Origin of the sequence: Mycobacterium ahvazicum (assembly GCF_900176255.2) — a bacterium.
GTDB classification, from domain to species: domain Bacteria; phylum Actinomycetota; class Actinomycetes; order Mycobacteriales; family Mycobacteriaceae; genus Mycobacterium; species Mycobacterium ahvazicum.
In genome coordinates this window covers 1,135,554-1,147,977 of the sequence record NZ_FXEG02000002.1, presented here as the reverse complement: position 1 = coordinate 1,147,977, position 12,424 = coordinate 1,135,554, and the positions used below count along the sequence as shown (strand labels likewise).

Sequence of the window (12,424 nt, the reverse complement as noted above, 5' to 3'; positions counted from 1 at the left end):
CGGCCTCGGGGTCTGCGGCATTAGCTGAAAGCTCCTACGCCTAGCGGCGGACCTCTTCGGCCGCCGCACATGGTTGGTCGCGCGGCGGAGGGTTGAACCCCGGTGGCCACGACGTCGAACCGTCGTAGTGGACGCATCTGAACACCGCACCATTGAGATTGGCGGTTTTCAGGTTGGCGCGATACAGCACCGTCTGATCGAACATTGCCCCCGTGAGATTGGCGCGGTCCAGATCGGCGCCGCTCAAATTGGTGCCTTTCATTTCAGTTTCCGATAGATCCGCAGCAACGAGATCCGCGTGGTCGAGACGGGCAAAATTGAAACTCGCGCCGGACAGATTCGAGTTATTGAATATCGCTCCCTCGAGTTGCGCGTCGTCGAAGTTGGCGTGCGCCAGCTGAAGTCCGCGCAGATGTTGCCCGCGCAGATCAAGACCCCCGAATGGCCGCGGTTGATAGGGGTCGACGGCAGAGTGGTCGCGTACGAATCGGAGATTTTCCAGCCGCAATGCCCGGTCCTCTCGAGCATCGTCGAGCAGGGCCTGGCCCTTGATTGTCCCCACCGCCACGATGGCGCCGGTAACCAGCGCGACGACGGTGGGAATGACGAGCTCGCTGAAAAACCAGGGCAGTTCGCGGTGTTTGCGCGGCTTGCCGGAAGGTGGCGGATTCGAGACGGGCGGCGGCGTCGCCGGTGCGACGCGCCGGGCTCGTGGGCGGCCCGCGACCGCGGGTCGTGTGCACCGCGGCCTGCGGGATCCGCCGCTAAGGGATAACGCCCGCCTTTGCGCATGGGTGACGACCACAGCCTGTGCCATGGGCGCAGGCTATCGGCGAGCACCGAAGACCACACAAAATGTGGGCATCGAGATAGTTGCGCGTTAGCGGTTCTCTTCGCGCAGGGCCTGCATCGCCAGGTTGTTGAGCAATTGCCGGCCGACCTCGGTGCGCAATTGCGGCAGCATCGCCGAGACGACACCCGCGGCGGTCAGAGCGAGGCGGACCAGACCGTCGGGCGTGGCGTCCGCGTCGCCCAGCACCTCGTATTCGACGCCGGGATCTCCCGCATGTTGGGCCATCGCCATCCGGGCCACCAACCGGTTGTCGCGTTCGAGCTCGACCTCGTCGAGTCCGGACGCCTGGGTCAGGGTTTGGCCGATCTCCGCGATTTCGTGCGGTTCACACAGCTGAGCCACCAGTTGCCAGAAGATCGACACGGTGGCGCGGATCAGCTGCGGAAGCCGTTCACTTGGAATGACCTCGTCGTCGAGGACGACGCGCATGCCGGCTTCGTCGCCGCGCTCCCCGTGCTGAATGAGCGCCAAGGCGCGTCGGAAGTCGGCCGCGCCGACGGGCTCGTCATCGCTCACCTGTCCATCCTGCCCGGATCTGTCGGGCCCTGGCATCGCGGCCTGCGAATCTAGAAGTCCCAGTCCTCGTCCTCGGTGACGACGGCCTTGCCGATGACGTAGGAGGACCCCGAACCGGAGAAGAAGTCGTGGTTCTCGTCGGCGTTCGGCGATAGTGCCGACAGGATAGCCGGGTTCACATCGGTCTCGTCGCGCGGGAACAGCGCCTCGTAGCCCAGGTTCATCAGCGCCTTGTTTGCGTTGTAGCGCAAGAACTTTTTGACGTCCTCGGTCAGCCCGACCTCGTCGTAGAGGTCCTGGGTGTACTCCACCTCGTTGTCGTACAGCTCGAAGAGCAGCTCGTAGGTGTAGTCCTTGAGCTCGGCGCGCTTGGTCTCGTCGACCATCGCCAGCCCGCGCTGGAACTTGTAGCCGATGTAATAACCGTGCACCGCCTCGTCGCGGATGATCAGCCGGATCATGTCGGCGGTGTTGGTCAGCTTGGCCCGGCTCGACCAGTACATGGGCAGGTAGAAGCCCGAGTAGAACAGGAAGCTTTCCAGCAGCGTGGAGGCCACCTTGCGCTTGAGCGGCTCGTCGCCGCGGTAGTACTCCATGACGATCTCGGCCTTGCGCTGCAGGTTGGGGTTCTCCTCGGACCAGCGGAAGGCGTCGTCGATCTCGTTCGTGGAGCACAGCGTGGAGAAGATCGAGCTGTAGCTCTTGGCGTGCACCGACTCCATGAACGCGATGTTGGTGTAGACGGCCTGCTCGTGCGGCGTCAGCGCATCGGGAATCAGGCTGACCGCGCCGACGGTGCCCTGGATGGTGTCGAGCAACGTCAGCCCGGTGAAGACGCGCATCGTGAGCTGTTTCTCGTTGGCGGTCAGCGTCCCCCATGACGGGATGTCATTTGACACCGGCACCTTCTCCGGCAACCAGAAGTTTCCGGTCAGCCGGTCCCACACCTCGGCGTCTTTCTCGTCTTGCACCCGGTTCCAGTTGATCGCCGAAGCACGGTCGATCAGCTTCATGTTTTCGGTCACCAGAACCCCACTTCACACACTGTTTTGCCGGAGGGACGTCAGGCTCCAGACACTACCCCTGGGGTCGGACATCCTGCCGTAACACAAGAAGTTGTGTTTGCGTGTCGCAACCCGGGCCACGTTGGAGTGTTCGCGTCGCCTCCGAGATCCATTGTGCCGTCTGCTCCGGGTGGCGCCTTCAAACCCACAAGGCCGTGGTTATGGCGCGGTGTCGATGACTTGCAGTACTCCACCGGAAACGCCGGCCACGAACAGACGACCGCTTTTCGGGTCGACGCCCACGGTGTAGGGGTCCGGTACCGTCCGGATTCGTTGTCGCTCAACGGGAGTGGGCCCGTTCATGTCGTAGCCGATCACTTCGTTGGTGCCCGAAGAGGCAACCCAAAGCCGGTCGCGCACAGCGTCGTAGGCAATGCCGTACGGTCCGCCCGGCTGAGCAATGCTCGCTACCTCATGCGGTGCGGGCAGCGCAGCGAACACCCGCACCGTGTTGCCGCGGGTATCGGTCGCGATCATCCGTCCGTGCTGGTCAACGACCAGATGAGTAGGACCCGCGCCGGCCGGCGTGGATCCCACGATGGTCAACCGCTCGGCGTCGTACACGGTCAGGTCGTTCTTCCGCACATCGAGCACGCCCACCGTGGTCCCAGCTGCCGCCGTGCCGGCCGGCTGCACACTGTCGGTGAAGACCTTCACGATCTGGCCATGACGCAACACCGCCACGGTGCCGCCGAGTTCGTTGGCGACGAAGACGGTGCCATTGGTCGCCTCAGCCGCATCATGCGGCGCGGTGCCGGTGACGATGGGCGGCGATAGCTTCCCTTGCGGCAAGCCGACTTGCACCAACGCATTGGCGGTCTCGACCGGGACCAGCACAGGACCGCCGGGCGCGGCGAGCTGCAGATGCCGGACCGTCCCCGGCAGCGAAACCCGGCCGGTGATGTCGCCCGAGTCCGCATCGATCAGCACCAGTTCATTGGGGTCGCGCGTCGCAACCGCGACGGTTCGCGTTGACGCGTCCACGACCACACCTTCGGGCTGGTGTCCCACCGGGATGGTCCGCCCAACGAGCCCGTCGGGGGGAATGGGTGGCCCCTTGAGCGGTTCGGCCGCCGGCGGTAGCCCGGTCGCGGGCGGGCGGGTGCCTTCGGTCGCAACCCCCGGCGGCAGCATGCCGGTGGTCGTGGATCCCGCGGACGTCGGCACGGCCGCATCGTGACCGCAGGCTGCCATCATCGCGGTGGCGAGGCAGACAACGGCCTGCGATGAGAGCTTGCGGATCACTTGCACGGTTTTCGGGTACCCCGAGCGGACCGCATCAATCCGACGGTGTTGGGCGGCAAGCGGTTTCGTTGGTCAATCCAATCCGGCTTCGCGCAGGGTGTGCGTGAGCCCGTCTTCCAGCGCGCTGAGCGCGATGTCGGTCAGCCGGCTCAGCTCGTCGATATCCTCGCCGGCTTTGCTCATCCACGCCTCCAGCGAGGCGAAAACCGCCGTCGCCAGGCTGTGCGACGCGATGTCGGCGATCATGGCGCCTTCAACGGCCAAGCTGGTCGGCTTCGACCGCGCGTGGATGAACCGGCTGATCTCGTCGGCGACCTGATCGCGCATCCGCCCGATGTGCGTGGTGATGATGTCCTGGTCGAGGTCACGCGACCGGATGGTGGCGGCCTCGCGGACCATCGCGAAGTCAAAAGGGAAGGCGTCCACGGCTTTTCGCACCGAGGCGGTGACGGGTTCACCGTGCGGACGCAAAGCCAGTGCGCGGGCGAACCATTCGAAGCCGATGTCGTAGTCCGCGAAGATCACCGCGTGCTTGGACGGGAAGTGCCGATAAAAGGTGCGCTCGGTGACTCCGACATCGGCGGCGATGTCGGACACGCTGGTCTGGTGCACGCCATCGGCGACGAAGCGCTTCATCGCCGCCTGGATCAAGGCCTGCCGCGTCCGCTGACTACGAGATTCCACCAGGCAAGCAGACACCAAATGTCAGCATTGACGCAACTATGTCAGATATGACATTGTGCGTGGAGCCGGGGATCACGCAGCGAGGAGTCAGCATGGCGGACTACGACGCAATCGTCATCGGAGCAGGTCACAACGGATTAGTTGCCGCGAATGTGCTGGCCAAGAACGGCGCGAAAGTCCTGGTCCTGGAACGCGCCCACTTCCTCGGCGGCATGGCCGCGACCCGCGAACTCTTCGACGGCTACAAGCACAGCGTCGGTGCCTGGGCCGTGCTGATCTGGCGCCAGGAGATGACCGAACGGCTGGAGCTCACGCGGTGGGGCTTCGAGCTGATGGATCAGTGGACGTCGACGTGCACGTTCGGCCCCGGCACTGAAGCCGAAGACACCCCGTTCGTGATGTACAACGACTTGGAGCGGATGGGGCGCCATCTCCTCGAGGATCACGGGGCCGACGTCGCGACCGCGCTCGGCGGATTATTCGCGCACATAGGAAGATTCGCGCCCTACTTCGTCGACTCGGCGTTCGGTCCGCCGCTGGACATCATCGAAGTGATCGCCTCGCAGCCCACGCCTGCGGACCGGCACGACTTCGCCCAGATGTGGTACGGCAGCACGATGGACACCGTCCGGCGATTCCTTGCACCCGACCAGGGGCGCTGCATCCAGGGTTCGCTGGCCGCGATGTCGATCGACGCGTTCGACGGCGGACCCTGGACTCCAGGCTCGAATGCGTCGACGCTATACCACTACCTGATCGGCGGCGGCAACGTCGAATACATCATGCCGCGCGGCGGCATCGGCGCACTGAGCACCGCACTGTGCCGGCGCGCGGAGTCGCTGGGCGCCGAAGTACAGTGCAAACAGCACGTCAAGGAGATCCTGGTCGAGAACGGACGCGCCACCGGGGTCCAATTACGGGATGGCACAACGATTTCCGCCGATGCGGTGCTGTCGTCGCTGGACCCATACACCACCTTCGTCAATCTGGCCGGCGCGCAGAACTTTCCGCCCGACTACATCCGCAAGATCAAGGAGATCAACTTCAACCTGGGATACATCCAGGCCCATCTCACCATCGACCAAGCGCCGCAATGGATCGAGCGCTTACAGCCCTACCTGCACGACAACGGCCAGTGGTGTCCGACAGTCGCTTACGCGCCGTCGCCGGAATACATCAGTGACGCGTGGGAGCAGTACCGCAAGGGCATGCTGCCCGATGCACCTCCCACCTACCTGTACATACCGAGCATGGTCGACTCGTCGCTGGCGCCCGAAGGCAAGCACAGCGCAACGATTTTCACGCCCTACTTCCCCACCGGGCTCGACGCCGACGAAAACCGAAGCTGGAAAGAGCAATACGCCGACACCTGCGTCGGGATTTTCGACAAGTTCGCGCCCGGGTTCGCCGACTCGGTGACCAACCGAGTCGTCTTCTCCAACCGCTACTTCGGCAGCACATTCAGCGCACACGCCGGCGACTACTCGCATGGGTTGTTGCAGCCCAACCAGTTGTGGACCGGTCGCGTCGTCGAGGGAGCCGACAAGTTCGCCACTCCGGTCGACGGGCTCTTTCTCTGCGGCCAGTGCACCCATCCGGGCCCGGGAGTCACCGGCATCCCCGGGTGGAACGGCGCCGAAGCGGCACTCGAGCACCTCAACGCACGGATCGCGGTACGACCGGTCTCGACTACATCTGAGTGATCGTGCAGTCGTAGAAAGCCCAGAGCTGAATCCGGTCGGCGTCGGTGTAGATCTTGATTTCGACAGGACCGCTGCCGCCGGCCGGGACGACGAAGGTGAACGTGGTGGGTCTGGCGGTGTCCTCGAAACTGGCCGCCACACCAGGGCCTTCCACGCGGTAGTACCCGGGGTAGTGCGGTCCTACCGCGATGCTTGTCGCCCGACAGGTGACCAAGACCCCGCGGCCCGTCGGGGCCTGCGCCAGCGTGAGCCGCAGATAGGGCTGAAACTGCGGGTTGCCCGTGAACGTCCCGACCGACGCGAAAGCATTGGCGCCGGCCGTGTAGTAGGCGACGGTCTCGAAATCGAGCCACGCGACTCCGTCGACCGCGGGCCGGCGCGGGCTCAGCACGGCGAGCGTCGCAAGCGGGGCAGCATTTAAATCCGCCACCGCGTCGCCCGCGGTGTCGAGAATCTCGCGTTGACCGACTGTTGTGGTCAGCACCGGAATGCGGTTCACCTGCAAGCCAGGCCGCTTCTCGAGCTCTCGCAGGCGAGCCACCAGCGTCTTCGGCAGCGAAGCCGCCGCAATGACATCCGACATTGTCGTGCTCCTCTCGTGAGGTGTAATCCGTTGTGTGGAAAAGGTTTATCTCGCGGCCAGCAAGCGCGATAGCGTAGTGCACTACTCATTTGATCGGCCGAAAGGTCGGGGCGCCCTAGGCAGCACGTGCTGTTTTATGTACCATCTGGTACATGTTTGATGAAGACAGCATCGAGATCGATGCGGCGGCGCAGTTGGTATGGGATGTCTTCACCGATGTCGAGCACTGGCCCGACTGGACCGCGTCCGTGACCTCGCTTACCGGGCTGGACGGACCCGTCCTGGCCATCGGCAAACGGTTCGCGATCAAGCAGCCCGGCATGCAGAAGCTGGTCTGGCAGGTTACCGAGCTTGAACCGGGGTCATCCTGGACGTGGGTGCAACGCTCCCCTGGCGTGCTGGTCCGCGCCCGCCACGATGTCATCGGTCAGCCGGACGGCCGCACGCTGGTGCGCCAGCAACTCGACCAGGGCGGCGTCCTCGGGGCGCTCGTCGGGCGGCTGATGGCCAAGAAGACCAAGCGCTTTCTCGAACTGGAAGCCCACGGACTCAAGGCCCGCTCGGAGCAGCTCAGCCGGGCCCATGGCCCGCACCCCTGACCTGGCGCGGCGCCGGCAGCTCCTCAACTCGCTGATCGACGAATTCGCCGACGGCGGCATCGGCGACCGCTCCCTGCGTCAGATAGCCGACGCCGTCGGCACCAGTCATCGAATGTTGCTGCACCACTTCGGTTCTCGAGAAGAACTGTTACTGACGGTCGTCGAGGAGGTCGAGCAACGCCAGATGGGGCTGCTCCCCGAGTTGCCGTCGGACGCCGCCGACGGCTTCACCACGATGTGGGCCGACCTGCGCCGGCCGGAGCTGCGCCGGCTGGAGCGCCTGTTCTTCGAGTGCTACGCGCGCGCCGCCCAGGGTGAAAAGCCCTTCGCCCGAATGGTTCCCAATGCCGTCAACGACTGGTTGGGCGCGGTGGATGCCGCCGCGAAAGGCACGGCAGACCCGGCGATGGCCAGGCTCGGCCTGGCCGTCACGCGGGGTCTGCTGCTGGATCTGGTCGCCACCAACGACGACCGCGGCGTGGACGCCGCCGCGCAGGCTTTCGCCGATTTACTTCGCTTTGGGTAGAACCGAGATGAGAGTGTCGACGAGCTCCGCGGCGTCGGTGTGCCACTTGTCCAAATCCATGTGACCGCTCAGGTCCAAACCCGTGATGCCGTGGGCGCTGGTCAACAGCAGGGCTGCATAGCGGCTCGCCTGCTGCGGACCGGTGATGCGGCCCACGATGTCCAGAAATAAATCCTGCGCGCGCTGGGCCACCCGCATCGCCTCGGTCGGGTCACCCGCCGGCGGGGTGAACATCAACCGGTACAGGTGGGGCCGGGTGCGGCCGATATCGATCAACGAGAGTAGCCCGGTGCGCAAGCACTCCTCGGGCGAATCGTCGCTGTTGACCAATGACTCCAGGGCGTCGCCCAATTCGCTCAGGGCGTTCATCGCCACCACCGCCAGCAGCGACTCCTTGTCGGCGAAGTGGCGATAGGCCGCCGAGCGCGAAACACCAGCCCGGGCACCGACTTCGCGCAGCGTCACCGCTTCGACTCCGCCGAGATCGAGTAACACCTCGGCGGCCTCCAGCAGCGAGCGGCGGGTCGCCGCAGCACTCTCCGCGCGTGTCGTCACCCGCCGAGCATAAGCCAGCCCTCCAGTTGACAATGTCAACTCAACCGCCTAACTTCAGTTGACAACGTCAACTCAAAGGCTCGCCACCGGATGGAGATTGTCATGAATTCCTCGAACCGCATTGACCGTCAGGAACTGGTCGTCGTGACCGGTGCTTCCACCGGCATCGGAGCGGCAACGGCAAAAGAACTGGCCTGCAGAGGTTTTCATGTGTTGGCCGGTGTCCGCCGCGATGCCGACGCCGACGCGTTAGTGGCCGACGGGCTCGAGGGGTTAGAACCCGTGATTCTCGATATCACCATGGAATCGGACGTGGCCGCGATCGCCGAGCGGGTCGCCCACGATCCACTGCATCGCCCGTTGCGCGCGTTGATCAACAACGCCGGCATCGCGATCAACGCCCCGGTGGAAGCCTTGCCGATTACTCAGTGGCGCAAGCAGTTCGAGGTAAATCTGTTCGGTCACATCGCGATGACCCAGGCATTGTTGCCGGCACTACTGCTCAGCGCCGGAACCGTCGTGAACATCAGTTCCGTCGGCGGAAAGGTGGTCTTGCCGACTTACGGCGCCTACGCCGGTTCGAAGTTCGCCCTCGAGGCGGTCAGTGACGCGCTACGGCGTGAGATCGCCGAACTGGGCATCAAAGTGGTCGTCGTCGAGCCCGGCGCGGTCAAGACCGAAATGGCCGAACGTGGAATCGCCACCGCCGAAGAGCTGCAGGCCAACATGACCGACACCCAACTCGCCCGGTATGGCGACCTCGCCGCGGCCGTCACCGCACAGGCCCGATCGTTCGGCGAGGTCGGCGTTTCGGCCGGGCATGCCGCGAAAGTCATCGCCAAGGCGGCCACCGCTTCTCGGCCGCGGACTCGCTACACGATCGGGCGTGACGCCGCGATCCTGGTGCGGGTCAGCCGCGTCGTCTCGGACCGGGTCTTGGACCGGATCGTGCGCTCGAACCTTCGGTCCTTCGCCAAGCAGTCAACCGAAAGGCCCAGCGCCGCAACGACTTCGGTGGGCGCCTAGCCGATGCTTCAATCGGAGGTGTGGACGATCAGGACATCCATCTTGGCCCTGCGGGAGACTTCGGAGGGGACCGATCCCAGCAGCCGCCCCGCGACGCTGGCGAGCCCGACGTTGCCGACGACCAGCAGGTCGGCACCGACCTCCTCGGCGAGCTGTACCAGCGCAGTGATGGGGGCGCCGACGATCGCCTTCTCCTCCACGTTCTTGGCGCCGGCTTGGTGGGCCCGCTCCCTGGCGTTGTGCAGGATCGCGTAGTAGGGGGCCTGGCCCACGGTCCGGTAATCCTGACCGTGGTCGCTCCCCGGCGGGATGGCGTAGCGACCGCGTTCCTCAGCGACGGGGGGATGTGCCGTCGCTACGATCAATTTCGCCCCATCGTCCGCCGCGATCGCGGCCGCGCGGTCCACCGCACGCAGCGACGAGTCCGAGCCATCGGTGCCGACCACGACGGTCTGATACGCGCTCATAAACCTCCGAGTCTAAAGCCTGCCCACTTCTTTTGGGGAGTCCTGAACTGCGGTTTTGTCTCAGCAGCGGGTTCAGCCCTGCGCGGCCACCGCGGAGCGCTGTGCGCGTGACCCGCTGCGCACGCCGAAGAACTGATATTCCTCGGGTTTGACCGAGTGGGTGGAACGCCAGTACTGCCAGGTGTAGCCGCCCCACAGCACGGTGTTCTTGCCGTGCTCGTCGAGATACCAGCTGCTGCAACCGCCGCTGTTCCACACCGATCCCTTGAGCTGCTCCTGCAACTCGTCGTTGAACTTGTCCTGCGCCGCGCGGGTCGGCGCCAGCGCCTGCGCGCCGAATTTGTCGCACTTCTTGATCGCGTCGGCGACGTAGCGGATCTGGGACTCGATCATGAACACCACCGAGTTGTGCCCCAGCCCGGTGTTGGGACCCAGCAGGAAGAACAGGTTGGGCATGTCTGCGACGGTGATTCCCCGGTGCGCACCGATGCCCTCCCGGTTCCAGCGGTCGACCAGGTCCTCACCGTGGCGTCCTTTGATCTGGACGTAGGTGTAGGAGTCGGTGACGTGAAAGCCGGTGCCGTAGACGATTACGTCCACCGGGCGTTCGGTGCCATCGGCCGTCACGATCCCGTCGGGCGTGATCCGGGTGATGCGGTCGGTGATCAGTTCGGTCTTCGGGTCGGCGACCGCACGGTAGTACGTCGACGAGTTCAGAATTCGCTTGCAGCCGATGCGGTAGTTCGGGATCAGCTTGCGGCGCAGCTCGCGATCCTTGACCGAGCGACGGATGTTGTATTTGCAATACGCCTCAATGAATTTCAGCGCGTTCGGCCGCTTCGTCATGCCGAATGCCAGCGCCTCCTGTCCCCAGTAGATGACCAGCCGCACCAGCGCGCGCAGCCCGGGCACGTTCTCCATGGCCCGGCGCAGCGCAACCGGCAGGTCGGGGTTCGACCGCGGGACCACCCACGGCGGGGTGCGTTGGTACAGCTGAAGCTCGCCGACCTGCCCGACGATCTCGGGGACGATCTGGATCGCGCTGGCGCCGGTCCCGATCATTGCCACCCGCTTGCCGGTGAGGTCTACGCTGTGGTCCCACTCGGCGGAATGGAAAGCGGGACCGCGGAATTCGTCGCGACCCTCGATCTCGGGGATCGACGGGATGTGCAGCGCGCCGGCACCCGAGATCAGGAACTGGGCGACGTATTCGCGTCCATCGGTGGTGAACACGTGCCAGCGGTGTTCGTCGTCGTCCCAATGTCCGCGATCGACCAGCGAATTGAACTCGATGTAGCGGCGCAGCCCGTACTTCTCGGTGACACCCTTGAGGTAGTCCCAGATCTCGGGCTGGTAGGAGAACGGGTTTTTCCAGTCCGGCTTGGGCTCGAATGAGAACGAGTACAGGTGTGACGGGATGTCGCAGGCGCACCCGGGGTAGCTGTTGTCGCGCCAAGTGCCGCCGACGTCATCGGCTTTCTCCAGGATTACGAAATCCACGCCCTGCTGCTGCAGCTTGATCCCCATGCCCAGCCCGGAGAACCCGGTCCCGATGATCAGCGCGCGGGTATGCACCGGTGCCGGGGCCTCACGCCCCGAAACTGGGTTTGCTTCGGCTTGTGTCAATGCATCGGTCACAGTGGATCGGTCCTTCTATTGGCTTATCGGCTCGTGCATTAGCCGCCGCACCTCATGTTTACCTTGGGCCGGCTAACGCGGATACCCGGTACCGACGGTATCGATTGAGACCGAGTCTTGACGAAAGCCCTGCTGATGTCAACGGGCCTTTAGTCCTCAGCTGGCCGCGGGGTTACTCCGCACGGCGCTGTGCACCGGCTGATCAGGGTCGACCGCGATGCCCAGCGCTTCGGCGGTGCCGACGATGACCCCCATCATGATCGTCGTCAGGTGGGCGACAAACTGATCGCGCGGCATGCGTCGCGGGCTGCCGGGTTCCCCCAGCCACCACTCGGTGGACGACGCCGCCGATCCGAAGGCCGCGTGTGCGGCCAGTTCGAAGGCGGCATGGTCGAGCTTGAAGTCCTTGAGCTCGTTGTCGAACATGTCGGCAATGGTCAGCGTGATCTGACGGCCCTCGTTGAGGGTGCGCACCGTCGACTCGGTGGTCGCTCCGGAGCGCGCCGAAATGAACACGCGCAACACGTTGGGGTGCTTGTCGACCAGGTTGACGTACTCGTCGACGCTGCGCCGGACGATCTCGCGGGCCGAGTCGGTGGCCAGGTCGATCGAGGGGAAGATCGCCGCCCACAACATGTCGCGAAGCCGCTCGCCGATCGCCTGGAAGAGGTCGGACTTGTCGTGGAAGTGGCGGTAGATCTTCGGCTTGGCGGTGCCGGCCTCTTCGGCGATCTCCCGCACACTCAGTTCGGGTCCCAGCCGGTCGATCGCACGAAACGCCGCCTCGACGATTTCGCCGCGCACCTTCTTGCGATGTTCACGCCACCGCTCGCTGCGCGCGTCGACCTTGGCTCCCGGCTTGACGCTCGGGTGGGGTCTGGCAGGTCGGGGCCCTCTCACCACATCAAGCCCCATACCGCGCCGGGCCCGCTGACCTGGGCAGACTGCCTTGTACGCGCCCCGCC

The 12,424-nt window shown here is 64.8% G+C and carries 14 protein-coding genes; 4 read left to right on the top strand and 10 right to left on the bottom strand.

Annotation, left to right across the window (positions count from 1 at the left end):
* Positions 1-40: 40 nt before the first annotated feature.
* From MAAFP003_RS07755 to MAAFP003_RS07735, 5 genes are all read right to left on the bottom strand, one after another.
* On the bottom strand, positions 41-817 hold the full coding sequence (locus tag MAAFP003_RS07755) for a pentapeptide repeat-containing protein (protein WP_096285830.1): 777 nt from the start codon (positions 815-817) through the stop codon (positions 41-43).
* Between the two features lie 63 nt (positions 818-880).
* The gene (locus tag MAAFP003_RS07750; protein ID WP_096285828.1) at positions 881-1,369 is read right to left on the bottom strand and encodes a hypothetical protein; all 489 of its coding nucleotides are present in this window, start codon (positions 1,367-1,369) and stop codon (positions 881-883) included.
* A gap of 50 nt (positions 1,370-1,419) precedes the next feature.
* Entirely contained in the window at positions 1,420-2,394 is a 975-nt protein-coding gene (gene nrdF, locus MAAFP003_RS07745) for a class 1b ribonucleoside-diphosphate reductase subunit beta (RefSeq protein WP_207768481.1), read from the bottom strand.
* Positions 2,395-2,592: 198 nt separating this feature from the next.
* Positions 2,593-3,600 (bottom strand): YncE family protein, encoded by a 1,008-nt coding sequence (locus MAAFP003_RS07740; RefSeq protein ID WP_133160831.1) that lies wholly within the window; start codon positions 3,598-3,600, stop codon positions 2,593-2,595.
* A gap of 150 nt (positions 3,601-3,750) precedes the next feature.
* Entirely contained in the window at positions 3,751-4,362 is a 612-nt protein-coding gene (locus tag MAAFP003_RS07735) for a TetR/AcrR family transcriptional regulator (protein ID WP_133160830.1), read from the bottom strand.
* 92 nt (positions 4,363-4,454) lie between these two features.
* On the opposite strand from MAAFP003_RS07735, the gene MAAFP003_RS07730 reads away from it, so the two are divergent.
* Entirely contained in the window at positions 4,455-6,065 is a 1,611-nt protein-coding gene (locus MAAFP003_RS07730) for a phytoene desaturase family protein (protein ID WP_165796329.1), read from the top strand.
* Here the strand turns inward: MAAFP003_RS07730 and MAAFP003_RS07725 are convergent.
* Entirely contained in the window at positions 6,052-6,648 is a 597-nt protein-coding gene (locus MAAFP003_RS07725) for a hypothetical protein (protein ID WP_096285821.1), read from the bottom strand. The two genes, MAAFP003_RS07730 and MAAFP003_RS07725, sit on opposite strands and share 14 nt — an antisense overlap.
* Before the next feature lie 152 nt (positions 6,649-6,800).
* Between MAAFP003_RS07725 and MAAFP003_RS07720 the strand changes: the two genes are divergently transcribed.
* Entirely contained in the window at positions 6,801-7,247 is a 447-nt protein-coding gene (locus tag MAAFP003_RS07720; RefSeq protein WP_096285819.1) for an SRPBCC family protein, read from the top strand.
* Complete coding sequence (locus MAAFP003_RS07715) at positions 7,231-7,773, top strand: TetR family transcriptional regulator (RefSeq protein WP_096285817.1); 543 nt, start codon at positions 7,231-7,233, stop codon at positions 7,771-7,773. The genes MAAFP003_RS07720 and MAAFP003_RS07715 overlap by 17 nt, the downstream gene beginning before the upstream one ends.
* Here MAAFP003_RS07715 and MAAFP003_RS07710 read toward each other — a convergent pair.
* Positions 7,756-8,328 carry a TetR/AcrR family transcriptional regulator gene (locus tag MAAFP003_RS07710; protein ID WP_096285815.1) on the bottom strand — a complete coding sequence of 191 codons (573 nt, stop codon included), beginning with the start codon at positions 8,326-8,328 and terminating at the stop codon, positions 7,756-7,758. The genes MAAFP003_RS07715 and MAAFP003_RS07710 overlap by 18 nt on opposite strands.
* Before the next feature lie 102 nt (positions 8,329-8,430).
* Here MAAFP003_RS07710 and MAAFP003_RS07705 point away from each other — a divergent pair, with 102 nt between their 5' ends.
* Positions 8,431-9,354, top strand: coding sequence for an SDR family NAD(P)-dependent oxidoreductase (locus MAAFP003_RS07705; protein ID WP_096290954.1), 924 nt, complete (start codon positions 8,431-8,433; stop codon positions 9,352-9,354).
* Between the two features lie 8 nt (positions 9,355-9,362).
* On the opposite strand, the gene MAAFP003_RS07700 is transcribed toward MAAFP003_RS07705, so the two are convergent.
* From MAAFP003_RS07700 to MAAFP003_RS07690, 3 genes are all read right to left on the bottom strand, one after another.
* Complete coding sequence (locus MAAFP003_RS07700) at positions 9,363-9,821, bottom strand: universal stress protein (protein WP_096285813.1); 459 nt, start codon at positions 9,819-9,821, stop codon at positions 9,363-9,365.
* Positions 9,822-9,893: 72 nt separating this feature from the next.
* Positions 9,894-11,447, bottom strand: a complete 1,554-nt coding sequence (locus tag MAAFP003_RS07695) for a flavin-containing monooxygenase (RefSeq protein WP_096290953.1) — start codon at positions 11,445-11,447, stop codon at positions 9,894-9,896.
* Positions 11,448-11,615: 168 nt separating this feature from the next.
* Positions 11,616-12,362, bottom strand: a complete 747-nt coding sequence (locus tag MAAFP003_RS07690; protein WP_096290952.1) for a TetR/AcrR family transcriptional regulator — start codon at positions 12,360-12,362, stop codon at positions 11,616-11,618.
* Positions 12,363-12,424: the final 62 nt, after the last annotated feature.

Bases quoted from the DNA above. Each gene is read 5' to 3' on its own strand.
- MAAFP003_RS07755 (WP_096285830.1), bottom strand. From the start codon at position 817: ATGGCACAGGCTGTGGTCGTCACCCATGCGCAAAGGCGGGCGTTATCC.
- MAAFP003_RS07730 (WP_165796329.1), top strand. From the start codon at position 4,455: ATGGCGGACTACGACGCAATCGTCATCGGAGCAGGTCACAACGGATTA.
- MAAFP003_RS07725 (WP_096285821.1), bottom strand. From the start codon at position 6,648: ATGTCGGATGTCATTGCGGCGGCTTCGCTGCCGAAGACGCTGGTGGCT.
- MAAFP003_RS07720 (WP_096285819.1), top strand. From the start codon at position 6,801: ATGTTTGATGAAGACAGCATCGAGATCGATGCGGCGGCGCAGTTGGTA.
- MAAFP003_RS07715 (WP_096285817.1), top strand. From the start codon at position 7,231: ATGGCCCGCACCCCTGACCTGGCGCGGCGCCGGCAGCTCCTCAACTCG.
- MAAFP003_RS07705 (WP_096290954.1), top strand. From the start codon at position 8,431: ATGAATTCCTCGAACCGCATTGACCGTCAGGAACTGGTCGTCGTGACC.
- MAAFP003_RS07700 (WP_096285813.1), bottom strand. From the start codon at position 9,821: ATGAGCGCGTATCAGACCGTCGTGGTCGGCACCGATGGCTCGGACTCG.